The organism is Bacillus sp. JNUCC-22 (assembly GCF_018861275.1).
Taxonomy (GTDB): Bacteria; Bacillota; Bacilli; order Bacillales; family Bacillaceae; genus Bacillus; species Bacillus velezensis.
This window is the reverse complement of sequence record NZ_CP076408.1, coordinates 2,263,472-2,289,021: the sequence shown is the minus strand read 5'-3', so window position 1 is coordinate 2,289,021 and position 25,550 is coordinate 2,263,472. Positions and strand designations below refer to the sequence as shown.

General features: G+C 48.2%; 33 protein-coding genes. 24 read left to right on the top strand and 9 right to left on the bottom strand.

Annotated elements, in window-relative coordinates:
• The first annotated feature begins 359 nt into the window (after positions 1-359).
• From JNUCC22_RS11115 to JNUCC22_RS11095, 5 genes are all read left to right on the top strand, one after another.
• Complete coding sequence (locus tag JNUCC22_RS11115; protein WP_216061722.1) at positions 360-1,319, top strand: MBL fold metallo-hydrolase; 960 nt, start codon at positions 360-362, stop codon at positions 1,317-1,319.
• Between the two features lie 5 nt (positions 1,320-1,324).
• Positions 1,325-2,101, top strand: coding sequence for an SDR family NAD(P)-dependent oxidoreductase (locus JNUCC22_RS11110; RefSeq protein WP_039063282.1), 777 nt, complete (start codon positions 1,325-1,327; stop codon positions 2,099-2,101).
• A 16-nt stretch (positions 2,102-2,117) separates the two neighbouring features.
• Positions 2,118-3,467, top strand: a complete 1,350-nt coding sequence (gene dsdA, locus JNUCC22_RS11105; RefSeq protein WP_039254614.1) for a D-serine ammonia-lyase — start codon at positions 2,118-2,120, stop codon at positions 3,465-3,467.
• 75 nt (positions 3,468-3,542) lie between these two features.
• Positions 3,543-4,502: a type I pantothenate kinase gene (gene coaA / locus JNUCC22_RS11100; RefSeq protein ID WP_003153290.1), complete on the top strand. Its 960-nt coding sequence runs from the start codon at positions 3,543-3,545 to the stop codon at positions 4,500-4,502.
• Between the two features lie 24 nt (positions 4,503-4,526).
• The gene (locus JNUCC22_RS11095; RefSeq protein ID WP_029326115.1) at positions 4,527-4,916 is read left to right on the top strand and encodes a VOC family protein; all 390 of its coding nucleotides are present in this window, start codon (positions 4,527-4,529) and stop codon (positions 4,914-4,916) included.
• Position 4,917: 1 nt separating this feature from the next.
• On the opposite strand, the gene JNUCC22_RS11090 is transcribed toward JNUCC22_RS11095, so the two are convergent.
• The 5 genes from JNUCC22_RS11090 to JNUCC22_RS11070 all read right to left on the bottom strand — a co-directional run bounded on the left by JNUCC22_RS11090 (position 4,918) and on the right by JNUCC22_RS11070 (position 8,224).
• Entirely contained in the window at positions 4,918-5,085 is a 168-nt protein-coding gene (locus JNUCC22_RS11090; RefSeq protein ID WP_007612383.1) for a DUF4083 family protein, read from the bottom strand.
• Positions 5,086-5,183: 98 nt separating this feature from the next.
• Complete coding sequence (locus JNUCC22_RS11085) at positions 5,184-6,257, bottom strand: AI-2E family transporter (protein WP_216061721.1); 1,074 nt, start codon at positions 6,255-6,257, stop codon at positions 5,184-5,186.
• Between the two features lie 73 nt (positions 6,258-6,330).
• Positions 6,331-6,537 (bottom strand): YqzH family protein, encoded by a 207-nt coding sequence (locus tag JNUCC22_RS11080; protein ID WP_003153294.1) that lies wholly within the window; start codon positions 6,535-6,537, stop codon positions 6,331-6,333.
• 100 nt (positions 6,538-6,637) lie between these two features.
• Positions 6,638-6,982: a YolD-like family protein gene (locus tag JNUCC22_RS11075; RefSeq protein ID WP_007409390.1), complete on the bottom strand. Its 345-nt coding sequence runs from the start codon at positions 6,980-6,982 to the stop codon at positions 6,638-6,640.
• A gap of 15 nt (positions 6,983-6,997) precedes the next feature.
• Positions 6,998-8,224: a DNA polymerase IV gene (locus JNUCC22_RS11070; RefSeq protein WP_216061720.1), complete on the bottom strand. Its 1,227-nt coding sequence runs from the start codon at positions 8,222-8,224 to the stop codon at positions 6,998-7,000.
• Between the two features lie 215 nt (positions 8,225-8,439).
• On the opposite strand from JNUCC22_RS11070, the gene JNUCC22_RS11065 reads away from it, so the two are divergent.
• The 5 genes from JNUCC22_RS11065 (at position 8,440) to JNUCC22_RS11045 (ending at position 10,879) form a co-directional block, all read left to right on the top strand.
• Complete coding sequence (locus JNUCC22_RS11065) at positions 8,440-8,910, top strand: GNAT family N-acetyltransferase (protein WP_007612374.1); 471 nt, start codon at positions 8,440-8,442, stop codon at positions 8,908-8,910.
• A gap of 11 nt (positions 8,911-8,921) precedes the next feature.
• Positions 8,922-9,266 carry an antibiotic biosynthesis monooxygenase family protein gene (locus JNUCC22_RS11060; RefSeq protein ID WP_007409393.1) on the top strand — a complete coding sequence of 115 codons (345 nt, stop codon included), beginning with the start codon at positions 8,922-8,924 and terminating at the stop codon, positions 9,264-9,266.
• The gene (locus tag JNUCC22_RS11055; RefSeq protein WP_216061719.1) at positions 9,263-10,231 is read left to right on the top strand and encodes a GNAT family N-acetyltransferase; all 969 of its coding nucleotides are present in this window, start codon (positions 9,263-9,265) and stop codon (positions 10,229-10,231) included. The genes JNUCC22_RS11060 and JNUCC22_RS11055 overlap by 4 nt, the downstream gene beginning before the upstream one ends.
• Before the next feature lie 71 nt (positions 10,232-10,302).
• Entirely contained in the window at positions 10,303-10,665 is a 363-nt protein-coding gene (locus tag JNUCC22_RS11050; protein WP_216061718.1) for an iron-sulfur cluster biosynthesis family protein, read from the top strand.
• Positions 10,640-10,879 carry a DUF2552 family protein gene (locus JNUCC22_RS11045; protein ID WP_003153307.1) on the top strand — a complete coding sequence of 80 codons (240 nt, stop codon included), beginning with the start codon at positions 10,640-10,642 and terminating at the stop codon, positions 10,877-10,879. Before JNUCC22_RS11050 ends, JNUCC22_RS11045 begins: the two co-directional genes overlap by 26 nt.
• 39 nt (positions 10,880-10,918) lie before the next feature.
• On the opposite strand, the gene JNUCC22_RS11040 is transcribed toward JNUCC22_RS11045, so the two are convergent.
• Positions 10,919-11,833, bottom strand: coding sequence for an alpha/beta hydrolase (locus JNUCC22_RS11040; RefSeq protein ID WP_216061717.1), 915 nt, complete (start codon positions 11,831-11,833; stop codon positions 10,919-10,921).
• Between the two features lie 122 nt (positions 11,834-11,955).
• Between JNUCC22_RS11040 and JNUCC22_RS11035 the strand changes: the two genes are divergently transcribed.
• The gene (locus JNUCC22_RS11035) at positions 11,956-12,180 is read left to right on the top strand and encodes a YqkE family protein (RefSeq protein WP_007409396.1); all 225 of its coding nucleotides are present in this window, start codon (positions 11,956-11,958) and stop codon (positions 12,178-12,180) included.
• Between the two features lie 32 nt (positions 12,181-12,212).
• Here the strand turns inward: JNUCC22_RS11035 and JNUCC22_RS11030 are convergent, their stop codons facing one another.
• Together JNUCC22_RS11030 and mciZ are read right to left on the bottom strand one after the other, a co-directional pair.
• Complete coding sequence (locus JNUCC22_RS11030) at positions 12,213-13,133, bottom strand: aldo/keto reductase (protein WP_032873204.1); 921 nt, start codon at positions 13,131-13,133, stop codon at positions 12,213-12,215.
• Between the two features lie 62 nt (positions 13,134-13,195).
• Entirely contained in the window at positions 13,196-13,318 is a 123-nt protein-coding gene (gene mciZ, locus JNUCC22_RS11025; RefSeq protein WP_003153315.1) for a Z-ring formation inhibitor MciZ, read from the bottom strand.
• Positions 13,319-13,396: 78 nt separating this feature from the next.
• On the opposite strand from mciZ, the gene JNUCC22_RS11020 reads away from it, so the two are divergent.
• Positions 13,397-13,951, top strand: coding sequence for an NUDIX hydrolase (locus JNUCC22_RS11020; RefSeq protein ID WP_003153317.1), 555 nt, complete (start codon positions 13,397-13,399; stop codon positions 13,949-13,951).
• Positions 13,951-15,114: a TIGR00375 family protein gene (locus tag JNUCC22_RS11015; protein WP_072589352.1), complete on the top strand. Its 1,164-nt coding sequence runs from the start codon at positions 13,951-13,953 to the stop codon at positions 15,112-15,114. Before JNUCC22_RS11020 ends, JNUCC22_RS11015 begins: the two co-directional genes overlap by 1 nt.
• 10 nt (positions 15,115-15,124) lie before the next feature.
• On the opposite strand, the gene JNUCC22_RS11010 is transcribed toward JNUCC22_RS11015, so the two are convergent.
• Complete coding sequence (locus JNUCC22_RS11010; protein WP_063094863.1) at positions 15,125-15,478, bottom strand: helix-turn-helix domain-containing protein; 354 nt, start codon at positions 15,476-15,478, stop codon at positions 15,125-15,127.
• Between the two features lie 176 nt (positions 15,479-15,654).
• Between JNUCC22_RS11010 and JNUCC22_RS11005 the strand changes: the two genes are divergently transcribed.
• The 11 genes from JNUCC22_RS11005 to deoB all read left to right on the top strand — a co-directional run bounded on the left by JNUCC22_RS11005 (position 15,655) and on the right by deoB (position 25,546).
• Entirely contained in the window at positions 15,655-16,644 is a 990-nt protein-coding gene (locus tag JNUCC22_RS11005) for a type I asparaginase (RefSeq protein ID WP_003153321.1), read from the top strand.
• A gap of 37 nt (positions 16,645-16,681) precedes the next feature.
• A complete protein-coding gene (aspA, locus tag JNUCC22_RS11000) occupies positions 16,682-18,109 on the top strand; it encodes an aspartate ammonia-lyase (protein WP_003153322.1) in 1,428 nt (475 codons plus the stop codon).
• A 141-nt stretch (positions 18,110-18,250) separates the two neighbouring features.
• Positions 18,251-19,657 (top strand): Na+/H+ antiporter NhaC, encoded by a 1,407-nt coding sequence (nhaC, locus tag JNUCC22_RS10995; protein ID WP_216061716.1) that lies wholly within the window; start codon positions 18,251-18,253, stop codon positions 19,655-19,657.
• Positions 19,658-19,669: 12 nt separating this feature from the next.
• Positions 19,670-20,983 (top strand): NAD-dependent malic enzyme, encoded by a 1,314-nt coding sequence (locus tag JNUCC22_RS10990; RefSeq protein WP_007409402.1) that lies wholly within the window; start codon positions 19,670-19,672, stop codon positions 20,981-20,983.
• A 112-nt stretch (positions 20,984-21,095) separates the two neighbouring features.
• Positions 21,096-21,386, top strand: coding sequence for a hypothetical protein (locus JNUCC22_RS10985; protein WP_003153325.1), 291 nt, complete (start codon positions 21,096-21,098; stop codon positions 21,384-21,386).
• 56 nt (positions 21,387-21,442) lie between these two features.
• Positions 21,443-21,670: a hypothetical protein gene (locus JNUCC22_RS10980; protein WP_216061715.1), complete on the top strand. Its 228-nt coding sequence runs from the start codon at positions 21,443-21,445 to the stop codon at positions 21,668-21,670.
• 76 nt (positions 21,671-21,746) lie between these two features.
• Complete coding sequence (gene spoIIM / locus JNUCC22_RS10975; protein WP_174737799.1) at positions 21,747-22,391, top strand: stage II sporulation protein M; 645 nt, start codon at positions 21,747-21,749, stop codon at positions 22,389-22,391.
• Positions 22,392-22,503: 112 nt separating this feature from the next.
• Positions 22,504-22,953 (top strand): ferric iron uptake transcriptional regulator, encoded by a 450-nt coding sequence (fur, locus tag JNUCC22_RS10970; protein WP_003153330.1) that lies wholly within the window; start codon positions 22,504-22,506, stop codon positions 22,951-22,953.
• A gap of 115 nt (positions 22,954-23,068) precedes the next feature.
• A complete protein-coding gene (locus JNUCC22_RS10965; RefSeq protein ID WP_003153331.1) occupies positions 23,069-23,296 on the top strand; it encodes a YqzK family protein in 228 nt (75 codons plus the stop codon).
• Positions 23,297-23,303: 7 nt separating this feature from the next.
• Positions 23,304-24,194 (top strand): site-specific tyrosine recombinase XerD, encoded by an 891-nt coding sequence (xerD, locus tag JNUCC22_RS10960; RefSeq protein WP_007612347.1) that lies wholly within the window; start codon positions 23,304-23,306, stop codon positions 24,192-24,194.
• 167 nt (positions 24,195-24,361) lie between these two features.
• Positions 24,362-25,546: a phosphopentomutase gene (gene deoB / locus JNUCC22_RS10955; RefSeq protein WP_015240135.1), complete on the top strand. Its 1,185-nt coding sequence runs from the start codon at positions 24,362-24,364 to the stop codon at positions 25,544-25,546.
• The last annotated feature ends 4 nt before the right edge of the window (positions 25,547-25,550 follow it).

Genomic DNA, 25,550 nt, shown 5'->3' with positions numbered 1-25,550 from the left:
CCCGTCAAAAAGGACGAAAAGGTTTCGCGGTACCACCTTACATTAGCACGAATCAGCCGTGCTCAGCTCAAATCCCGTAACGAGGGGATACGTTTAGGTTTTCCTAACCGCTCTGAGGGCAGGTTCTGTAAACAAGAGGGCCGCAATGTCTTTCAGCCGGGGACATTGCTCTCTGCTGCCGTTGTTTATATACTAGTTCCTCGTCATCGCGTTCCGTGTTTTCTAGTTTGTTGTTCATTATGCTATGCGCAAGAGCGGGATGTCAATCTTTTTTTCCGATATGCGGCAATAATGACACAGTGAAAAGAAAACGCTAAAATATGATTATTCAGGAATGAAAAGAACGAAGGAGCGTAAACATGGCAGCGAGAAAGATCATTCCGATACGTGTGCCGACTCCGTTTGCAGTCGGCGACGTTATCGTTTATTTAGTAAAAGATGAAGCCTTAACCCTTATTGATTGCGGCCCGAATACAAAGGAAGCGGCTGAATCGCTCTCATTGCAGCTTAAGGAACACGGGGTTTCTGCGGCGGATATAGAACAGGTGGTGCTCACTCATCATCACGCAGATCATTCAGGTCTGCTGCACCTTTTTCCTGAGGATACGGAAGTGATCGGGCATCCGCTGAATGACAGGTACATTACTCAGGATCAGTCGTATATCGCCCGGCAGGAGGACTTTTTTCTGTCGCTTATGACGGAAATGGACGTTCCCCTGACGCCTGAAGACATACATAAAACAGTTCAGCTGTCATACTTATTTTCTGCAAACCGTCCGTTAACGAAAACAGTGGGAGAAGGCGGAAAAATCGACGGGCTTAACGGCTGGACGGTGCTCGAAATCCCGGGTCATGCCGCTTCTCACATTGCGCTCTACCATGAAAGAAGCGGTGAAATGTTCAGCGGCGATCTGCTTTTGTCCAACAGCTCCACCAATCCGATTCTGGAAGCTCCGGAAAAGGGGGGCGTGCGCGCGGCCCCGATGCTCGACTACTTGAACTCAATGAAGCGGCTGTATGACGTAAACCCGTCCTTTTTATATCCGGGACACGGCGATCTGCTGACAGACGTAAAGCCTGCTTTTGACAGGCGGCTTGAAAAACAGAGAAGTCGGTCGGAATATGTGCTGCGCCTGTTGTCAGAGGAAACGCTGACGGCTTTCCAGGTATGCCGGCGGCTGTTTCCGGCTGTGTATGAAAATGAATTGTTTTTAACGATGTCAGAAACGATCGGCCATCTTGACGTGCTGGCCGCCGAAGGGAAGGCTGTATCCTTTCAGTCGGGGAACACTCTGAAGTTTAAAGCTGTGAAGGGGTGAAGGAAATGGGCAGATTAACGGATAAGCGGATTTGGATCACCGGAGCATCCGGCGGACTCGGAGAACGGCTTGCATATTCCTGCGCGGCAGAAGGGGCTCATGTTTTTTTATCCGCCAGGCGGGAGGACCGCTTGCAGGAAGTGAAAAAGACGATTACCGCGCGCGGCGGACAGTGTGATGTCGTTCCGTTTGACGTCCGGCATGCAGAAGAGGCTGAAAACGTAAGGCGTTTGATCGGTCATGTTGACGTATTAATCAACAACGCCGGCTTCGGCATTTTTGAAACGGCCGCTGATTCATCTTTGGATGATATGAAGGCAATGTTTGAAGTCAACGTCTTCGGATTAATCGCCTGTACGAAGGCCTGTCTTCCTGTGATGCTTCATGCGAAAAGCGGCCATATTATCAATATCGCCTCACAGGCCGGCAAATTGGCGACGCCGAAATCAAGCCTTTATTCCGCAACGAAGCACGCCGTGTTAGGGTATTCCAATGCGCTGCGGCTTGAGCTGGCCGGTACGGGTGTAGCCGTGACAACGGTTAATCCCGGTCCGATCAAAACAGACTTCTTTACAATTGCAGATAAAGAGGGCGGTTATGTGAAAAGCGTCGGCAGATGGATGCTTGATGCCGACCATGTGGCAGAGCGCATTACATCCGTGATTCTGACGGATAAACGGGAAATGAATCTTCCGCGATGGATGAGCCTCGGGACGAAGCTGTATCAGCTTTTCCCATCGTTTACAGAAAAACTGGCCGGCCGCGCATTAAAGAAAAAGTAACAAGGGGGAAAAAGGAATGTCCGACCGGGATATACACAAGGCATTGATGGCAGAGCCTTTAGTCAGGCAAATGGCGGAGGCGCGTGAAGTATTTTGGATCAATCCGCATAAAACCGATGATCCAGTAAAGCATGGCGCTGAATGGAAAAAGGAGATTGCCGAAGCGGAAGAAAGGCTGCGCCGGTTTGCGCCTTATATCGCGTCGGCTTTTCCGGAGACGGAAGCGGAGGGAGGCCTCATTGAATCTCCGCTTGTCTTGATTAATGAAATGAAGAAGCATCTGGAACACAGCGCCGCTCAGGCTTTCCCCGGGCGTCTGCTTTTGAAATGCGACGACGAACTTCCGATTTCCGGTTCCATTAAAGCGCGCGGCGGGATTTACGAAGTGCTGAAGCATGCCGAAGATCTCGCGGTAAAAGCGGGAATGCTCTCAGCAGACGACGATTACAGCATATTGACTGAAGAACGGTTTACCGCTTTTTTCTCAAAATACTCTATAGCCGTCGGCTCTACGGGCAATTTAGGTCTGAGTATCGGCATAATCGGCGCGAAGCTCGGCTTTTGTGTGACCGTTCATATGTCCAGTGACGCAAAGCAGTGGAAAAAGGAGCTGCTCCGGGAAAAGGGGGTTCGCGTCATCGAATATGAAGCAGACTACAGTCTGGCTGTCAAAGAGGGGCGCATGCAGGCGAAGCAGGACCCTTATTGTTATTTTATTGATGATGAGCATTCCCGGGATCTGTTTTTGGGGTATGCCGTTGCGGGAAGCCGTGTGAAAAAGCAGCTCGACCAAATGAACATAAAGCCTGATGCAGATGAACCGCTTTTCGTTTATTTGCCGTGCGGGGTCGGAGGAGGCCCGGGCGGCGTCGCGCTTGCGCTAAAGCTGATCTATGGCGAGCATGTCCATATTTTTTTCGGTGAGCCGACGCATTCACCGTGTATGCTGTTAGGACTGTTTTCCGGCTTGCATGACGGAATCAGCGTGCAGGATATCGGTCTTGATAATCAAACGGCCGCCGACGGACTCGCGGTGGGAAGGCCGTCCGGACTGGCCGGCCCTCTGATGGAGCCTATAATCAGCGGCTGTTATACCGCCGATGACGGCACGCTTTTTTCGCTGCTTTATCAATTAAGGGCGGCCGAGAATAAGAGCCTTGAACCCTCTGCACTCGCCGGACTGGCCGGGGCCGTCAAGGTCGTTCAGACCGAAGCCGGAAACCGTTATATAAAAGAGCGGGGGCTTGAGATGGAAAATGCCGTGCACCTTGTGTGGAGCACCGGCGGAAGCATGGTTCCGGAGGAGGAAATGGAAGAGTACAGCCGGATCGGTTCCTCATTTTTGAAAAAAATGGGCAGACAGTGAAGCGGTTTTCCGTTACAATCTTTGTAAGCGTTTGTTTTTTTATCGGAAAGCCATACAGAGAGATTGGTGTGAATTGTGAAAAGTAAAGAATTGAACTTACATACATTGTATACGCAGCACAGCCGCGAGTCGTGGGCCGGATTCGGCGGCCATCTTTCCATTGCCGTTTCAGAGGAAGAAGCCAAGGCGGTAGAGGGGCTGAATGACTACCTGTCGGTGGAAGAAGTAGAAACGATCTACATTCCGCTTGTGCGCCTTCTCCATCTTCATGTCACGTCTGCCGCAAGACGGAATCAGCATGTCAATGTGTTTCTTAAGCATCCGCATTCAGCGAAAATCCCGTTTATCATCGGAATCGCGGGCAGCGTCGCCGTCGGCAAAAGCACGACGGCGAGAATTTTGCAAAAGCTTCTTTCCCGTCTGCCGGACAGGCCGAAGGTGAGCCTGGTGACAACCGACGGTTTCTTGTATCCGACGGCGGAATTAAAAAGGAAAAACCTTCTGTCCAGAAAGGGATTCCCGGAAAGCTACGACGTGAAAGCGCTGCTTGAGTTTCTGAACGATATAAAGTCGGGGAAAGAGAGAGTGGAGGCGCCCGTATATTCCCATCTTACGTATGACAGGGAAGAGGGCGCCGTCGAGGTTGTCGAAGGTGCGGATATCGTTATTATCGAAGGAATCAATGTCCTGCAGTCGCCGACCTTAGAGGACGACAGGGAAGATCCACGGATTTTTGTATCGGATTTCTTTGATTTTTCGATCTATGTGGATGCCGAAGAAAGCCGGATTTTCACGTGGTATTTGGAGCGTTTCCGCCTCTTAAGAGAAACCGCTTTTCAGGATCCGGCTTCTTATTTTCATAAATTTAAGGATTTGTCTGATGCAGAAGCGGATACTATGGCCGCCTCCATTTGGGAGAGCGTCAACCGTCCGAATCTGTATGAAAATATCCTGCCGACAAAATTCAGATCCGATTTGATTTTGAGAAAAGGTGACGGCCATAAAGTTGAAGAGGTGCTGGTAAGGCGGGTGTGATGTGAGGAGGAAGCGAATATTATGATGCATCATATTGAATTGTATGTATCTGACTTGAAAGCCTCCGCCCGGTTTTGGGGATGGTTTTTAGGTGAGCTCGGTTATAGGGAATTTCAAAATTGGGACTCCGGCATCAGCTGGAAAAACGCAGGATTTTATGTTGTGCTTGTACAGACAGAGGAGCGTTTTTTAACACCGGAGTACCACAGATGCCGGGTCGGGCTGAACCATCTGGCTTTTCATGCTGCATCAAGAGAGCAGGTTGACGAGATGACAGAAAAGCTGCTTGCCAGAGGATGCCCCGTGCTTTACAGGGACCGCCATCCATATGCAGGCGGAAGCACGCATTACGCCGTATACACGGAGGACCCGGATCGGATAAAAGTGGAGCTCGTTGCTTCTGCTTCTGAATGAACTATAACTTTTCGTTTTTTTCTTCGCGCAGCGCGTCGAGTTTCTTTTCGATTCTGTCCAATTGTATGCGGCGCTGCTTCAAGCTTCTGAATACGTATATCACGGCAAACAGGAAAACCGCGGCTGCAATAAATGAAATCAATTGAAAAATGACATCACCGATGTTCATCTTTTTTACCTCCGTGTGCGGCGGGCTTCTTCAGCCCGCCGTTTTTTCATTTTGACCGATGTGAAGACATGGGGGATGAATCATTTCTCATTTCTCTCTTAGCTTTGTTTTTTTCTGAGAATGAATAGTTTCTGCATGTGGCTTATGACCACTTTTGCGGCCGCATATCCCGGAATGGCCAGCAGCATCCCGGCAATTCCTGAGAATTTACCGGCGGCAAGCAGAAGAAAAATAATGGTCAGCGGGTGAATGTCCAGCTTCCGTCCCATAATTTGCGGGGAAATCAGCTGGCTTTCAAGCTGCTGGACAATGACGACGACCGTAATCACCAGCACCGCCTCGGTCGGTGAATCGAACAATTCGACAATGACTCCGGGAAATGTGCCGATCCAAGGCCCGATAAACGGAATCAGGTTTGTCACCATGGCGAACGCGCCCAGAACGAGCGGATAATCGAGCCCGATTATAAAATAGCCGATTGTGACGAGTACGCCGACACAAAAACTGACGAGCAGCTGTCCTTGTATGTATGAACTGAGAGCTTCATCCATGTCCTGAAGGATTTGTTTTCCTTCTTTTTGATGTTTTTCCGGAAGAAGCCGCAGCAGTCGCCGGGGGGCTTTGTTTCCTTCTTTTAACATGTAATACAGCGCAAACGGAATAATGGCGGCGGTGATGGCGGCATTGGCAGCCGTACCGGCCAGGCTGCTGAGAGAATCAGCGATTGAACCGGAATAATTTGCGGCTTTGTCCGCTAATTTTTTAAAGGAATCCCCATGCTGAAGCCGGGAAAACCATTTGCTGTCCTGAAGATGCCCGATCCAATTTTTTTCAGCTTTTGCGGAAAGCTCCGGAATATGATCTGTGAAGGCTGTAAACTGTTTTTGAACGGCAGGGCCCGCCGTATAAAGGAAGAGGACAAAAAGGCCGGCTGTTCCCGCATAAATCGTTAAAATCGCGATTCCTTCGGGCAGCTTTAATTTCGCATGCAGCAGTCTGACGAGCGGGCGGCACAAATAGTAAAGGACGCCCGATAATACAATAGGCGGAAACAAGGTTTTAACCGTAATCACAACAGGCTGGAACAAAAAGTCTATTAATGTTCCGAGATAAATGATGAGAAATAACAGAAGAACGGCATAGCCGATCCTGAAATAAGGCCCGATAGGCATATCCTGCACCACGCAATCTTTAAGGGTTTACTCTCGGACGTTTCCCTTATCGCCCGGTGCATAAACGTCCGTGTCAGGAAAACTGCCCCTGATTGGTGACGTAATCGTAGATAATATCTTCTACATGGGCATGGAGATCCTCATCGGGTTCTTCATTCCTTCTTTCTTCTAAAGCTTTTTTTAAACTCTGTTTTTCATAGGGGCTCAGCGGATCTGTCGACACATTCCGTCCATACTGGCGGAGGGCTTGTCCCAGCATTTTTTCTATAAATTGATCCATCGTATATTCTCCTATTCTTGTCATTCATCTTTATTCTACTAAATATCATGTGATCCTCCCACTCTTCTATCATATTTTCTGTCAGGCCGGGGTAGGATTTTTATTCCAATTCAGCTGAGAGAATACGATGAAACGGCAGCGTTAACGCATCTTCATCGTTTATGATTTTTAAACGTTTTTCGTCATGCCTCACTTGTTTTACCCATCCCCAAAAGCGGCGGGGGCCGTGTGCTGAAGCGTAGGTGACCGAGATGGCCCTGTCTTCTTCAATCGACGCCGCAATGATGCGGTTCATGTCGTTCAGTTGCTCTTCGCTCAGTTCCGGAGGCCGGAATTCCCGTTCTTTTCGTTTTTTTGCAAGCAGCTGCTCCCGATGTTCGGGCAGCATCATCCGGCTTGATTCCCACATGACATTATACCCGGGTGTTAATTTGTTCGGATTCATGTATATCACCTCAAATTATTTGTAGTGCCCGCCGATTTTTTCAGCCCGGTAAAAGGCTTGGCCTGCCTCTGTCAGTGAAGCGGCATGGAGGAGCGACGCAGGGCCGTACCGCTCATGAATATCATCCAATACTTTGCCGAGACTGATCTTTTTTTCCTGGGCATCGAACAGGCTCAGCTGAACATAATCACAAGGCTCCAGCTGGGAAAGGGAGACGCCGGCGCTGCGGACGGGCTCACCGTTCCAATGCTCTTTGAAGAGCTTGACCGCTGCTTTAAAAATATCCATTCCGAAATTAGTCGGAGACACCAGCTTTCTCTGTCTGTGAAAACCTGAAGGGAATTCAAAATCAGCGCCTCTGATGCTGACCGAAACCGTATGGCCGATGTATTGTTTGAAACGGGCGCGGCGGGCCACTTCTTCGCTTAACTCCAGCAGCACGACTTTGATATCCTCAAAGCGGCTGTAGTCTCTCGGGAGGGTCATGTTATGGCCGATCGCTTTTTGCCGGCTGTGCGTGTTGACGGTGACCGGAGAGGGATCGATGCCGCGGGCTGTCCGCTGAAGCAATTCGCCGTTAATGCCCCAGCGTTTTTTCAGCAATTCGGCGGGGTGCCCGGCAAGCCCGCCGATTGTGCTGATGCCCATCCGTCTTAAATGATGCTCCATCCGTTTTCCGATGCCGAATAATTTTCCGACCGGCAGCGGCCACAGATCCTGCCTGATATTTGACATATCCAATCTGTGGATGCCGGATGCGTTTTTTTTGGCAAAATGGTCGCAAGCCATTTTCGCGAGCGCCTTATTCGGCCCGATGCCGACACGGGCATAAATTCCGAATTCACGCATAATCGCTTGCTGAATGCTTTCGGCAATTGTAAAAGGATCACCGAACAGCCGCCTGCTTCCGGTCACGTCGAGAAACTGCTCATCGATGGAGTAGGGTTCTACAAGATCGGTATACCGTTCAAACAGTTCGGTAATCATGACGGATACATCAATATACCGCTGCATCCTCGGACGGACAATAACGGCGTCGGGACATTTGGCCTGCGCTTCCCACAGCCGTTCGGCATTTTTTACGCCGTATCGTTTGGCGAGCGGACAAGCCGCAAGCACGACGCCGCTACGTCTTTCGGGATCTCCCGAGACAATCACGGGCCGGCTTTTGAGATGAGGCGCTTCCGCTTTTTCCACAGACGCATAAAACGATTGCATATCAACAAGAAGAATATCAGCCATAAAAAAACCTCCGGGAACGTTTGTTCTGTTTTTCATTGTACCCGAACAATGATTACGTTTATACTGGTAAATCATTCCCCGGCTGGAAGACGTGCTGATTCGTTTGCTTGAAAAGAAATCATTTACAATTGCAAACAACCCACATATAATTTTTTATATTCCAATGAGAAGAGCTGACATTCATTTTGCCGGACGAAAAGGAGAGTCAATCGATAATGGATATTCGAACAATTACCTCTGAAGACTATGAAATGGTTACGTCTGTTTTGAATGAATGGTGGGGCGGCAGGCAGATGAAAGACAAACTGCCGCGCTTGTTTTTTGAACATTTTCAGGACACAAGCTTTATCACGTACGGGCCGGAGGGAATGACCGGTTTTTTAATCGGTTTTCAGTCACAATCAGACCCTGAGACAGCCTACATTCATTTTTCGGGTGTGCATCCGGATTTCAGAAAAATGCAAATTGGAAAACAGCTCTACGACCGATTTATGGAGACGGTGAAGAAAAGGGGCTGCACAAAAGTCAATTGCGTGACGGCACCTGTCAATAAAGTATCAATCGCTTATCATACAAAATTAGGCTTTGAAGTTGAAAAAGGAACCAAAACCGTAAACGGAATCCCTGTTTTTGCGAATTATGACGGTCCGGGAGAAGACCGGATTCTGTTTGTGAAATACATATGAGGGGGATGAATATGGGTTTTTTAGCTGACACGCCCAAACCGCCCTATTATGCGGTCATTTTTTCATCAATAAAGGGAAAATATGATGAGGAATATGAACATACGGCAGAGCGCATGATGAATTTGGCAGGCGGACAGCCGGGCTTTTTAGGCGCGGAAAGCGTTCGGGAGGAAAACGGCTGCGGCATCACGGTTTCCTACTGGGACAGCCTGGAGGCGATTAAAAGGTGGAAAGATCATACTGACCACCAGGCGGCAAAACAAAAAGGAAAAAGCGCCTGGTATGAAGCGTACGCGGTCCGCATTACGAAGACGGAGTCACAGCGGATGTTTGCGTCAAAAGGGGCGGAAGATTGATTATATTTTTACAGCATACACAAGAACAGACCGCGCGGGAAATTGCGGCGGTTCAGCGCTGCTCTTATCAAAAAGAAGCAGAGCTGATCGGCTTTTTCGGCATTCCCGCCCTGCATGAAACACCTGATGATATACAGCGGTCACGGGAGACGTTTGCCGGTTTCAAGGAAAAAGATCAGCTTGCAGGCGTCATTTCGTATGAAAAAAAGGGATATGACCTTGTCATATGCAGGCTGACGGTGCATCCTTCAGGCTTTCGGAAAGGAATCGGACGGGCGCTTCTTCAATTTGTGATAGACGAGAACCGGGACGCCCAAAAAATAGAGGCGGCTACCGCCAGCCAAAACGTTCCGGCAGTCTCTCTCTATTTAAAAACCGGGTTCACGGAAGCCGGACAGATAGAGACGCCGGAAGGGCTGACCCTCTCGTTTTTTCATCTTTATCCGAAGAGGAAAGCGGAAGTTGTTCCGTACAAGCCGGAATGGAAAGAAATGTTTGAAAGAGAGAAGACAGACTTGATCCGAATCTTCGGCCCAGCACTTCATTCTGTCAGCCACATCGGCAGCACCTCCATCCCGCAGATGGCCGCCAAACCCGTCATCGATATACTGGCGGAGGTCAAAGATATTTCGGATGCCGACCGATTCAGTCCGCAGCTGGAAGCACTCGGCTATGAGGCGAAAGGGGAAAACGGGATAGAGGGCCGGCGTTTCTTTCAAAAAGGCGGCAGCAAGCGCACACACCACGTCCACATATACGAAACAGGCCATCCGGACGTGAAGCGTCATCTGCTGTTCCGGGATTACCTCACCGCAAAGCCTGAAAAAGCGGCTCAATACATGGAACTGAAACGGCACCTCGCTAAGACATACCCATACGATATGGCAAAGTATAGTGAAGGGAAAAATGACTGGATCAAGGCGGCTGAACAAGAGGCAAAGGACTGGGAGAGCGGGCTGCTGTAAAGAAAGCAGAAACAATGCATACAGCGGCTCGGTATGCTACAATGGCGAAAATGAAAAACGGAGGATCATCTATGCAAATACATGTGACGGATGCGGCGAAACACACACTTCAGCAGGCGATGGACGCCAACCCGGGGAAAAAAGCGCAGCTCCGCTATGACGCAGAAGGCTGCGGGTGCGCGGTGAGCGGTGTGCCGACCATCTGGCTGGCGGGCGAATTAACGGGACAATGCGAAGCCATTGAAACCAACGGACTTCCGCTTTACATCCAGACCTCACAAAAAGTGTTTTTTGACGAGGAAATGACAATCGATTACAATGAAAAGGCAAAAACGCTCGTCTTAAAAAGCCCGGCAGAGATGCTGAGCCCGAGAATGAGCATATTAGTAAAGCAGGGAGAAACGGAAAGTGAATCAAAAGCTGAAAGCCATTAAACAGACGGCACAGCATAAAACGTGGGTATCCTTTCTGAACAACAACCACCCGTACAGTCTGCTGCACTGGTCCATCGGAGGCGCTGAATCCGTTCAGAAGGATGTCTGGCTGCTTCAGGATGAGATGACCTTCAAAGCGCAGGAGTTTACGACAATCGACCTCGCCATTGACTGGATCGGAGAAAATATGGACGGGATTACCGACGTTTTATGACGGGAAAGCGAAAGAACCAGCATACGTTCTTTCGCTTTTTTACGTTTGCGTCATGGTATCTAAAAAGGTTTGAACGGCTTTACGGTAGCTCTCCGGATTTTTGGTGTACGACATGGCATGCCCGCCCGATTCGGCCAGATAGAGCATCTTAGGGCCGCGTTTTCTGCGGTGCAGCAATTCGGAAGAAGCGGAAGGTATATAATCATCTTCCTTACTGTGAATAAACAGCACGGGCTGCCGGATTCGGCTGATAACCGATAGAGGCGATACATCACGGATACGGTATCCTTCTCTCATCCGCAAAAAGAAATCAGCCAAAGGCAGAAGCGGCCACGGAGGCAGCCGGAACTCCCGCTTCAGTCTGTAGGCGAGCTGATCGCGAAAGCTTGCGAACGGACAGTCCGCAATATAAAAATCAGCGCCGTTTTCATCCTGATGCCCGCCCGCGTATAATAAGGCCGTCACCGCTCCCATCGATTCGCCGTGTATGCCGATTTGACCGACGTCTCCGGTTTTGTGTCTCACCCAATTCACGGCTTCTTCCAAATCATCTTTTTCAAAATAGCCGTAGCTCGTCGTTCTGCCGCCGCTTTTTCCGTGCCCGCGGTGGTCATATACGAGCACATTCCAGCCTAAATCTAAAAATAAATCCATGTATTTCAATGAATTGAACGAATTTACGGTAACGCCGTGACAAATAATCATGGTGTTTGCCGTATGATGCGGGGCGACGTAAAAGCCTTTGATCTCATACCCGTGGCGTGACAGGATGACGGCCTCTTCTTTTTCCACGGCCTGAAAGGAATCAAATCTATCATGCCCGTCCGCCGTTTCTTTTTTCATGATATCTTCATCCGTCTTTTTCTTCATAAACATAATCAGATTCGTAAAAGCGAATCCGGCAGCCAAAAAGACTGCGCAAGCCGAACCGAACACCGCCAGCCATTTTTTCACACAGGCACCCTCCTTTAATATGAAAAATCCTTCCTCCGGCTTTTCAGGACCGTGAACGTTGCCGGCCTCCAGCGCTCCGTGGTACACTTGCTTCACCATATTCAGATACGGGGGGCGTAATGATGAAAAAGCAGCTGCCTAAAGAAAAACACAGCTTAAAAGACGATCTGGAGGAAGATCTGAAGGCCAGGCTTTTGCAAATGAAAAGTGAGCTGAAGGAAGAAGACGAGAAAAAACAGGCGCAGCAAAAGGCGGAACAAATCAGAAAACGAAAAGAAAAAGAAAAACATAAAAGCTTTGAAGAGCTGCTGAATGAAAGCAGTCTCGATTGGCACAAATATAAATAAACCGGCATCTGAAAAGGTGCCGGTTTTATTGTTTAAGAACGATGGGCTTCGTATACGTCCCGTTTTGTATGGTATTGCAGAGCTTTGATTTCCCGGCTGCTTAAACGACGGGCCTCTGCAGCCGAACAGTTTTCTCTCAGCTGCTCAAGTGAGCTGGCTCCGGTGATGACAGAAGCGACGGCCGGCTGTGACAGTAAGTATTGAAGAGAAAGCTCCGTCATGCTCAAGTCAGGTGCGGCAGCGCTGATCGCTTTTTTGGTTTCTGCCAGTTCTGCAAAAGAATATGTTAAATAGCCGTTCTCTTTTACGCTTGCGGCCGCTTGATCAAGCGGTTTTTCCGTAAGAAGCCCTTTAGCGACAGGCCCTCTTGCGACTACGCTGATTCCGTTCTCCTCTAAAAGGGGGAGCCACTCCTCGGGACGCCGGTCCAGCAGGCTGTATTGCATCATAACGCTGGTGATATTTGATTTTTTCACATATTCTTTAATAACATTCGGACGAATCGAGGAAATGCCGTAATACCGGATGACACCTTCCTGTTTTAAGTCCTCAAAAGCTTCGATCGTTTCGTCAATATGATCTTCCATCGTGCCGCCATGCAGCTGATAAAGGTCGATATAGTCCGTTTTCAGCCGGCGCAGGCTGTTTTTGACCGCTTCTTTTATGTATCCTTTGGAAGCGTCCCAATGCCAGCCGTCTTTATCATCATTCCAGCGGTTTCCGGCTTTCGTGGCTAAAATGATGTCGTGCCTGCGGTTTTTGACGGCCTCCCCGACAATTTCCTCATTTCTGCCGAAATCATAAAGATCAGCGGTATCTAAATAATTGATTCCAAGCTCGATCGCTTCATCCAAAATAGACAGCGCTTTAGCTTTATCCGTGCCCAGCGACATACAGCCGAGCCCGATTTCGCTTATTTCTAAATCAGAATGTCCCAGTGTGCGTTTTCTCATCGTTTCGCTCCTTTTTATAGTCTTTTATTGACCGTAATATAAAGGCGCGAAGTTTTCAACTGTTAAGGCCCGGTGATCCAATCTCCGACATAGCGGAATGTCCGTCCGTATTCTTTCAGTTTAGCCCGCACTTCCCACGCCTTTCCGACCAATACGATACTCTTATCCTTCCGGTACACCTTCAATCGAAAAGCACCTCCCTCTCATGCATGTATGATAAAATATATGAGGCATAATAGAGAGACAGAACGGGAGATGACATGATGAAACATTTAGAAGAAAAAACACTTGCGAAAAAAAAGCTGTATGACGGGAAAGTCATAGATCTTTACTTAGAGGACGTAGAGCTCCCGAACGGAAAAACAAGCAAGCGGGAAATCGTCAAACATCCGGGAGCGGTGGCCGTACTTGCGGTAACCGAAGAAGGAAAAATCATTTTGGTGAACCAGTTCAGAAAGCCGCTGGAACGGACAATCGTTGAAATTCCGGCCGGGAAGCTTGAAAAGGGGGAAGAGCCGGAACATACGGCGTTAAGAGAGCTCGAGGAAGAAACGGGATATACGGCGGAAACCTTGACGAAAATCACCGCTTTTTATACATCACCCGGGTTTGCTGATGAAATCGTGCATCTCTTTCTTGCGGAAGGGCTTTCGCCGCTGGAAGAAAAACGAGAGCTGGATGAGGATGAATTTGTCGAAGTCATGCAGGTCACGCTTGAAGAGGCCGTGAAGCTGATTGAATCCCGCAGGGTGTATGACGCAAAAACGGCGTACGCGATTCAGTATCTCCAGCTGAAAGAAGCGCTGAAGGAAAAATGATGAAAACCATCTATGCGGATCTGCATATTCATGTCGGCCGCACCTATACGGGAAAACCGGTCAAAATCACCGGGGCCAAAACGTTGACGCTGCACCGGATTTTAGAAGAAGCCAGTGAGGGGAAGGGAATTGAACTATTGGGCATCATCGACTGCCATTCCCCGGAAGTCATAGAAGAAATCGAGCGCGGAATTGATGAAGGCAGATACCGTGAGCTGAAAGAAGGCGGCATCCGGTATCGGAATACGACGCTTCTGTTGGGCAGTGAGCTTGAAATCTATGATCACACATGCCGCGGGCCGATTCACGTTCTCGTCTTTATGCCGTCTCTTGCCGAAATGAAGATGTTTTCTGAGTGGCTTGCAAAAAGGCTTAAAAATATCCATCTCAGTTCCCAGCGCATTTATGAAACCGGTTTGAATCTTCAAAGGAAAACAAAGGAATTGGGCGGGCTGTTTATTCCCGCCCATATGTTCACCCCGCATAAAAGCCTGTACGGAAAAGGGGTCAGATCTTCTTTGACAGAGGTTTTCGACCCGTCGCTCATTGACGCGGCGGAACTCGGGTTAAGCTGTGACACCGACATGGCTTCGCGGGTAGCAGAACTTGATCCGTATACATTTTTAACAAATTCTGATGCGCATTCCTTAGGAAAAATCGGCAGAGAATATAATGAAATGCTTCTTAAAGAAGCGAATTTCACGGAATTTTCGCTGGCTTTAAAAGGGAAGGACGGAAGAAAAATCACGGCGAATTACGGGCTGAACCCGAAGCTCGGGAAGTATTACCGGACGGCTTGCGACCGCTGCGGCAGCCCGGTTGAAAAAGGAGCTACCGTATGTCCGGAGTGCGGGGGGAAAACAAAGACAAAAGGGGTCAGTGAACGGCTGGAGGAACTGAGCGGCCCGAAAAAAAGCCGCGTGCCGCGGCCGCCGTATATTCATCAAATCCCGCTGCAGTTCATTCCCGGGGTCGGGCCGAAAACGTTAGAAAAACTGAAGCGGGCTTTCGGGACGGAGATGGCGATTCTTCATCAGGCGCAAGAAGAGGAATTGGCGCGTGTCGTCCAGCCTAAAATAGCGGCTGTCATTCATAAAGCGCGCACCGGGCAGCTTGTCCTTGAGGCCGGGGGCGGAGGGACGTACGGCAGAATCAAGCCGTAAAAGCCGGTTTTTAGCGGAGCTCCTCCTGCACCTTCTTTTTCGTGCGGACAAACGCAATCAATTCGATGATTTCATCCTGGTTAAGCGGCTGTCCGTCAACGGTCAGTATGCCGCGGCCTTGTGCGGCGTTTGTTAATTCGATGGTCTGGGCAAACGGCTCCGCCTTTTTTTCAGTGCGCCCCAGTAAATCGTCGCACGTCGTGTCAAACAGATCGGCAAGCGTGCCCAGCGCCTCGAATGACGGACGCCGGTATCCTGATTCATACCCGGCGTACGTGCTTTTGGCGATGCCGAGACGGTCAGCCGTATATTGAAGAGACCAATTTTTCTTTTTTCTCAGTTCAGTTAAACGATCTAAATTCATATTCAAAACCGCTCCTTTTCACTTGAGCAAATTATATCATATCGATATGCAAAAGTGTACGCGAATTGAATAATAATCACTTGATTAATTTCATTCGTCTGTCTATAATTTGATTAAAAGTATGCGAAAAGCGAATGCTTAACACATCTTGAGAAATGGATGAAGAGGTGCAGGGTATGAAAAAATTATTGCTGTTAACAACCGGAGGAACAATCGCCTCAGTCGAAGGAGAAAACGGGCTTGCACCCGGGGTGAAAGCAGACGAATTGTTAACCTACGTATCAAAACTTGATAACGATTACACGATGGAAACCCATTCGTTAATGAACATCGACAGCACAAATATGCAGCCTGAATACTGGGCCGAAATCGCAAATGCTGTCAAAGAAAAATATGACGCATATGACGGGTTCGTCATTACGCACGGAACAGACACAATGGCCTATACATCAGCGGCACTGTCTTATATGCTTCAGCATGCTGATAAACCGATCGTCATTACGGGTTCGCAAATCCCGATTACATTTCAAAAAACCGATGCCAAAAAAAATATCACGGACGCGATCCGCTTCGCATGTGAAGGAGTGGGCGGCGTATACGTCGTATTTGACGGCAGAGTCATTCAAGGCACACGCGCCATTAAATTAAGAACGAAAAGCTATGATGCATTTGAGAGCATTAACTATCCGTATATCGCGTTTATTACCGAAAACGGAATTGAATACAACAAACAAGTGCACATGCCAAAAGACGATGCTTTTACGGTCAATACTTCACTTTGCACGGACGTGTGCCTGCTCAAGCTACACCCGGGGCTGAAACCGGAAATGTTTGACGCATTAAAGGGCATGTACAAAGGAATCGTCATTGAAAGCTACGGCAGCGGCGGCGTGCCGTTTGAAGGAAGAGACATTCTCGCCAAAGTCAATGAAATGATTGAAAGCGGCATTGTCGTCGTCATTACGACACAATGTCTTGAAGAAGGAGAGGACATGAGCGTCTATGAAGTCGGCCGAAGAGTTAATCAAGATCTCATTATCCGCTCCAGAAATATGAACACGGAAGCCATCGTGCCGAAATTAATGTGGGCGCTCGGCCAGTCTCACAACTTGGCTGAAGTCAAAAACATTATGGAGACACCGATCGCAGACGACGTTGTACTGTAAAAACATGACTACCACAAAGAGAAAGTAGGGTTTTAGCATGACAAACGCGCAAAAAGAATATCGTCAGGAAAAAGATTTCCTCGGAGAAAAACAAATTGAAGCTGATGTGTATTACGGAATACAAACGCTGCGCGCGAAAGAAAACTTTCCGATTACCGGCTACCGCATCCACGAAGAAATGATTAATGCGCTCGCCATCGTCAAAAAAGCGGCGGCGCTTGCCAACATGGATGTAAAACGGCTGTATGAAGGAATCGGAAATGCGATTGTACAGGCCGCAGATGAAATTCTTGAGGGAAAATGGCATGACCAATTTATCGTCGATCCGATCCAAGGGGGAGCCGGAACGTCCATGAACATGAATGCCAACGAAGTAATCGGCAACAGGGCTCTTGAAATCATGGGGCATAAAAAAGGTGAATACATTCACCTCAGCCCGAACACACACGTCAACATGTCACAATCGACGAACGACGTGTTTCCGACGGCAATCCATATTTCAACCTTGAAACTTTTGGATAAGCTCCTTGATACGATGGCGCATATGCTCAGTGTCTTTAAAGATAAAGCGAAACAATTTGATTCTGTCATTAAAATGGGGCGCACACACCTTCAGGACGCTGTGCCGATCCGTCTCGGACAGGAATTTGAAGCATACAGCCGCGTGCTTGAGCGTGACATAAAGCGAATTAAACAATCCCGCCAGCATCTGTATGAAGTAAACATGGGGGCAACGGCCGTAGGTACGGGACTTAACGCCGATCCGCGCTACATAGAACAGGTTGTGAAGCACCTGGCTGACATCAGCGGACTGCCGCTTGTCGGCGCCGGCCATTTGGTTGACGCCACACAAAACACTGATGCGTATACGGAAGTTTCAGCCGCGTTGAAAGTATGCATGATGAACATGTCTAAAATCGCCAACGATCTGCGCTTAATGGCTTCGGGTCCGCGCGCGGGACTTGCGGAAATTTCACTGCCCGCCCGTCAGCCGGGATCATCCATTATGCCTGGGAAAGTCAACCCTGTAATGGCAGAGCTGATCAACCAAATCGCCTTCCAGGTCATCGGGAATGACAATACGATCTGCCTCGCTTCAGAAGCGGGCCAGCTGGAACTTAACGTAATGGAGCCGGTACTCGTATTTAACCTGCTTCAATCCATCAGCATCATGAATAACGGGTTCCGTTCATTTACCGATCATTGTCTGGCGGGAATTGAAGCCAACGAAAAACGCCTGAAGCAATACGTGGAAAAAAGCGTCGGCGTCATTACAGCGGTCAATCCGCACCTCGGGTATGAAGCGGCTGCGCGAATTGCCCGTGAAGCAATCATGACGGGGCAATCTGTAAGAGATCTTTGCCTTCAAAATGATGTACTGACAGAAGAAGAATTGGATATCATTTTGAATCCGTATGAAATGACAAAACCGGGGATTGCCGGAAAAGATCTATTAGAAAAATAAATTTTAAAGCAATAACAGCCGCCTTTTCACGTTTTTTAGTGAATAGGCGGTTGCCATACAAAGGGATGAGGCAGTATAGTATAATTTGTTATATCATTTGATGAAAGCGTTTTAGCTTTTTTCTTCTAGGGGGATTTTCTTATGAAAGAGGTCAGATTGCCGAATTTATTGGAAATTATTATCTTATTATTCGGGTTTTTAGCACTTGTCTTATCGTTCACAGTGTTTTTAGACTTGCCGATCCAGCTAGCTCTATTAATATCCTGGTTTTTCGCTATTATTCTCGGAGTCAGGCTGGGATATTCATATAAAGACTTGCAGGCTTCGATTGTCACCGGGATATCAAACGGTCTTGAAGCGGTGTTGATTCTTGTTTCGGTCGGTGCGCTCATCGGGACATGGATTGCCGGCGGCGTTGTGCCGACGTTAATTTATTATGGTTTAGAGTTTATTAATCCTCATGTTTTCCTGCTTGCTACACTGGTTATTTGTTCCGTTATGTCCGTTGCGACCGGAACGTCGTGGGGAACCGTGGGAACCGCGGGAATCGCCATGATTGCCATCGGAGAGGGAATGGGTATACCGCTTCCGATCGTAGCGGGAGCCGTTTTGTCCGGCGCTTACTTCGGAGACAAGCTTTCACCGCTGTCTGACAGTACGGTGCTTGCCTCCACGCTTTCTAAGGTGGATGTGCTGTCACACGTCAGAGCGATGATGTATCTGTCAATTCCGTCCTATATTATTACGGCCATTCTATTTACCGTAACGGGATTTATATACGGCGGAAAAAATATTGATCTCGACAAAGTGGAATTTTTAAAATCTTCATTGCAGAAAACGTTTGACATTCATATATGGATGCTCATTCCGGCTGTTGTCGTCGTTGTCCTTCTGATTTTGAAAAAGCCGTCTATGCCCGTTATTATCATCGGTGCTTTGCTTGGCGCAATCTGGGCTTCCGTCTTTCAGGGAATGAATTTTGCCAGTGCCATCGCGACTGCTTATAATGGTTTTTCTATTAAAACGGACGTCGAATTTTTAAACGGCCTGTTAAACCGCGGAGGCATTACCGGTATGCTGGATACGTTAGTCGTTATCCTGTTCGGTCTTGGTTTTGGAGGAATTCTTGAGAAGCTCGGCGTATTAAAAGTGATTGTCTCAACTTTTGAGAAAAAGCTGACCACACCGGGAAATGTAACGCTTTCGACATTGATCGTCGCCCTTTTAGGAAACATTTTCGGCTGTGCGATGTACGTGTCATTGATTCTGACGCCGAAAATCATGGAGAACAGTTATGATAAACTGAAACTTGACAGAAGAGTTTTATCCCGGAACGCAGAGGTGGGCGGCACGCTTACTTCAGGGATGGTGCCGTGGTCTGATAACGGTATCTATATGGCCGGCATTCTCGGCGTATCCACATTTTCTTATCTGCCGTTCATGTGGCTCAGTTTTGTATCTATCGGACTGGCAATATTGTACGGATACACGGGGAAATTCATTTGGTACACGAAAGAAAAATCCTTGCAATCTCAAAAATTGGGTTAGGAGGTTCATTTCATGATTACAAAGCATATGATTCGGACGTTAATGATTGAAACGCCGACTGTTCCCGGAAATCTCGGAAAAGTGGCAACCGCCATCGGAGTGATGGGCGGAGATATCGGGGAAGTTGAAACCGTTAAAGTCGGCCCGAACTACACAATGCGCAACATTACGGTGCAGGCTGAAAACGAAGAGCAGCTGCAGGAAATCATTCAAGCCATTGAAGCTCTCGGTGAAGGCATCCGTCTTCATACAGTCTCAGATGAAGTGCTCTCTGCTCATGAAGGCGGCAAAATTCAGATGAAAAGCAAAATGCCGATCCGGACATTGGCTGAGCTTGGCCGTGTTTATACGCCGGGTGTCGCCGATGTGTGCAGACTGATTGAAAACGAGCCAGAAAAAGCGTCCATCTATACGACAATCAGCAATTCTGTCGCCATTGTCACCGACGGCACGGCGATTCTCGGCCTCGGCAATATCGGCTCTGTCGCCGGAATGCCCGTAATGGAAGGGAAAGCCGCGCTTTTTGACCAGCTGGCGGGTATCAGCGGAATTCCGATTTTGCTCGATACCTCTGATCCGGAAGAAATCATTCGCACGGTAAAACATATTTCTCCGGGGTTCAGCGGAATTCTGCTTGAAGATATCGGTTCGCCTCACTGCTTTGACATTGAAGACCGCCTTAAAGAAGAACTGGACATTCCGGTTATGCACGATGACCAGCACGGCACGGCGGTCGTCACGCTCGCCGCCGCCATTTCCGCTTGTAAAAGCGCCGGTCTTGATTTAAAAGAAGCGAAGGTCGGTCAGATCGGTCTCGGCGCGGCAGGCGTCGCCATCTGCCGCATGTTTATGGCATACGGAGTCAAAGCGGTCTGCGGAACGGACAAATCAGAAGACGCAATGAACCGCCTCGCTCAGTACGGAGGTCAGCCGCTTGGAAGCATCAAAGAATTAATGGACACGTGTGACATTGTGATCAGCACCACAGGAGTTCCGGGTCTCATTAAAAAAGAGGATGTCAGAAAAGGACATGTCATTTTGGCCTTATCTAATCCGAAGCCGGAGATTGAACCGGAAGAGGCATTACAAGCCGGAGCCGCTTATGCAGCTGACGGCCGTTCAGTCAATAATGTTCTCGGCTTCCCGGGGATTTTCCGCGGCGCGCTGAACGCCAAAAGCAAGAAAATCGACCATGAAATGCTTGTGGCGGCCGCAGAAGCCATCGCCTCTTGCACGAAACACGGCGATCTCGTGCCTCAGCCTTTGGATGCGGACGTGCATCAAGCCGTATCAGCAGCCGTAGAACGGGCCGCGGCAGGAAAATAAACAACTCTTACAGTACCGGACATGTGCCGGTGCTGTTTTTTTATCATGAATAGGAAGCGGAATTCTTAGGCAGGCTAACAGATAGCAAAAGACGGAATAAAGAGGTGTCGATGTGGATTATTTTCCGCTGATCCATACAAATATTTGGGATGCTGTGATCGGCGTGCCGGTCGTCTTATGCGTCACACAGCTGATCAAAGTGTTCTGCCGGGTTCCAGGCATATTCGTTCCCACGATTGCCCTTGCTGCCGGAAATGTTGTGTCTATCGTTTTCGGTCATCATGAACACGTGTATGCGGGGATTTTTATGGGTTTTTTTTACGGATACGCCGCAATGGGGAGCTATTCATCTGCGAAAACGTCTCTGCGCGCTTACCGGTCGAAACATGAGCCGTATTCATGAACACATCTGGATTTTTTTGTTATGATAAAGAAAAGGGAAAAAGGAGCGATTGGCACATGGCGAAGAGCAAAACGAAAAAAATGCGGGAGCATCTCAAAAGAAACGGGATGCGTGACGCAGTCTTGTCAAGGGGGACGTCGCCGTCTTTCAGCACCCATGAAAGAGTGACGAAAACCAAAAAAGACAGGCTTGAAAGAATAAAGCATAAAAAAAGGGACCCCTATGATCACCGGAGTGATGACGGGGGTTCTTTTTTTATGCCCGAATCTCGCGCCTTTCTATGATTTCTCTGTCATGTTTTCTCTTTTCTTTCATACAATCTACTAAATCAAGTCAATAGATTAGCGGGAGGAAAGCGGTATGAGAAAACAATCGTACAAAGAACTGTTTTTTCGCCATGTAAAGGATCATCTGTCACTTTATATATTTGTGTTCGTCTTGTTTTTGATGGGGGTCATTTTCGGGGCGATCATCGTCAACAGCATGACCATCACGCAGAAAGAAGATCTGTATTACTATTTAAGCAAGTTTTTCGGACAGCTGTCTGACGGAAAACATGCCGGCGCTTCAGAAATGTTTTGGCAGGCCGTCTTTCATGATGTGAAATATTTGGGGCTGATGTGGATCCTCGGTATTTCCGTGATCGGTCTTCCGGTTATTTTCATTATGGTGTTTTTAAAAGGAATCGTCGTCGGCTTCACGGTCGGTTTTTTAGTGAATCAGATGGGGATGAACGGGTTTTTCCTGTCATTTATTTCGGTTCTGCCGCAAAACATCGTTCTCATTCCGGCATATCTTGTCATGGGGACATGCTCCATCGCTTTTTCACTGAAACTGATCCGGCAGCTGTTTGTCAAACGCAGCCTTCATGACGCGCCGATCCAATGGTTCGGACGCTATGCCTTCGTGCTGATTCTCATCGTTTTCTTCTCGGTTATCGCTTCGCTGCTCGAAGCATACGTGTCTCCGCTGTTTATGGAAAAGCTGTCATCACGCATATTTTAGAATGATTATCACAAGATAATACTTTTATTTATCAGTTTATAATAATTATAGTTGGAACTCTGCGCGTATTTTGTTATAATGAGTCATGGAATGCGGCGTAGGAGGGAAAGACATGGAAAACCGTATTGATCGAATTAAAAAGCAGCTGCACTCGTCAAGCTACAAGCTTACGCCACAGCGGGAAGCAACGGTAAGAGTGCTGCTTGAAAACGAAGAAGACCATTTAAGCGCAGAAGATGTATACCTCCTCGTAAAAGAGAAATCTCCTGAAATTGGTCTCGCTACAGTATACCGTACATTAGAATTATTAACAGAGCTAAAAGTCGTTGATAAAATTAACTTCGGGGACGGCGTATCCCGCTACGACCTTCGCAAAGAAGGCGCGGCTCACTTTCATCACCATTTGGTGTGCATGGAGTGCGGAGCCGTCGATGAAATTGAAGAAGATCTGCTTGAAGACGTTGAAGAAGTGATTGAACGTGATTGGAAATTTAAAATTAAAGATCATAGATTGACTTTTCACGGAATCTGCCACCGCTGCCGCGGGGATGAAACAGAGTAAAAGCCTACGAACCTTTTCTGCCAGGAAAGGGTTTTTTGCTGTTTTTATGTATAAAAGCCTTTGAAATTGGCATAAGGTGTACTAACAGCCGCCAACAGAAAGGGTCGATCGAAAGATGGGCAGATTCCTAAAAACAGCCGCGGATACGATCAAAGTGTTTATTCTGTTCACAGGTTTTACCGCGCTGTTCTATTATGCTATGATATGGGTGAATTCAGAGTATGAAAACTATCATCGGTACGATAAACCGGAAGGCTCCGCCGTCAAAGTGGCCAAAACGGAACATGAGGAGAAAGACGGCTGGTTCGGCCGATTGATCTTTTTTTACCAAAACGGGGAGTAGATCAAGAGTGAAGGATCAAATTAAGGATTTCATCCATTATGTGAGGGTTGAAAGAGGGCTGTCCCAAAATACGATGATGTCCTATGAGCGTGATCTGAAAAGTTATTCTCTCTTCTTAACTGAAAGCCTTCAGATCACTTCATGGAATGATGTGACCCGTCTTCATATTATTCAATATTTAAAGCATATAAAGGACTCCGGGAAATCCGGCAAGACGTCTGCGAGGCATTTGGCGTCAATCCGGTCTTTTCATCAATTTCTGTTAAGGGAAAAAGCCGCGGATAAAGATCCTTCGGTACATATTGAAACACAAAAAACAGAGCGGACGCTTCCGAAAGTATTGGCGCTTCACGAAGTTGAGCGGTTATTGGACACGCCTAAGCTTGACAGCCCGTTCGGTCTCAGGGATAAAGCCATGCTTGAACTGCTGTACGCAACCGGCATCAGGGTCAGCGAGATGATCGAGCTGAAATTATCCGACGTCCATTTGACGATGGGATTTGTCCGCTGCTTCGGAAAAGGGCGGAAAGAGCGGATTGTGCCGATTGGTGAAGCCGCTTCTCATGCGATAGAAGCATACATTGAAAAAGCCAGAGGGAAATTATTAAAGAAAAACGTAACCGAAGCGCTTTTTCTGAATCATCACGGCAGGCAGATCAGCCGTCAGGGATTCTGGAAAAACCTGAAAAAAATCGCACTTGAAGCGGGGATTAAAAAAGAGCTGACACCGCACACGCTCCGGCACTCTTTTGCAACGCACCTGCTCGAAAACGGCGCGGATCTGCGCGCCGTGCAGGAGATGCTCGGACATGCCGATATTTCCACCACGCAAATTTATACGCATGTGACGAAAACAAGGCTGAAGGACGTGTACAAACAGTATCATCCGCGCGCTTAGGAGCCGCTGCCAGAGGGGCCGCGGCTTTTTTGCCGGATTGGCGGAATACAGAGAAGGTTCTAATTATTTGAATCGGCATTGTCAGCAAGAATGTAAACGGTTTATACTTGAGTTGTCTGACCTCTGTAAGCTACAATGGACAGATGGAAGAAAAGGAGGCTTTTATGATGTCTGAATACAAATATAACCGGGTATTTTTGATCGTAATGGATTCTGTCGGAATCGGTGAAGCGCCGGACGCCGCCGATTTTAATGATATAGGCGCAAATACGCTCGGACACATCGCAGAGCACATGAACGGCTTACATATGCCCCATATGGCGCAGCTCGGTCTCGGACTGATCGGAGACATTAAGGGCGTGGAAAAAACGGAGCACCCTCTTGCGTACTACGGAAAAATGCAGGAGGCGTCAAACGGGAAAGATACGATGACGGGGCACTGGGAGATTATGGGCCTCTACATTGAAAAACCGTTTAAAGTGTTCCCGGAAGGATTTCCGGATGAACTTCTTCAGGAACTTGAGCGGCGTTCAGGACGGAAAATCATCGGAAATAAGCCGGCTTCAGGCACGGCGATTCTGGATGAGCTCGGAAAAGAACATATGGAAACGGGTGCGCTGATCGTTTATACATCAGCAGATTCCGTGCTGCAGATTGCGGCTCACGAAGATGTCGTTCCGCTTGACGAACTGTACAGCATCTGTGAAACGGCCAGAGAACTGACGCTTGATCCGAAATACATGGTCGGCCGGATTATCGCAAGACCGTTCGTCGGAGAACCGGGCAGCTTCAAACGCACGCCGAACCGTCATGATTATGCGCTCAAACCGTTCGGCCGCACGGTAATGAACGGAATGAAAGACAGCGGATTAGACGTCATTTCCATCGGCAAAATTTCTGATATTTATGACGGAGAAGGCATTACATCTTCCCGCCGCACGGTATCTAATATGGACGGCATGGACAAAGTGATTGAAACGCTCGGTGAAGAGTTTACGGGTCTGAGCTTTGCCAACCTCGTTGATTTTGACGCGCTGTACGGACACCGCCGCGATCCGGAAGGGTACGGTAAAGCGCTCGAGGAATTCGACGCGAGGCTTCCGGAAGTGTTTGAGAAAATGAAAGAAGACGATCTGCTTATCATCACTGCGGATCACGGCAATGATCCTGTCCATCACGGCACGGATCACACGCGGGAGTATGTGCCGCTTCTTGTGTACAGCAAAAAGCACAAACACACTGAACAGCTGCCGCTTGCGGATACATTTGCCGATATCGGCGCAACCATTGCGGATAATTTCAAAACGGAAAAGCCGAAATACGGAAAAAGCTTTTTATCAAGATTACAGTAGGGGG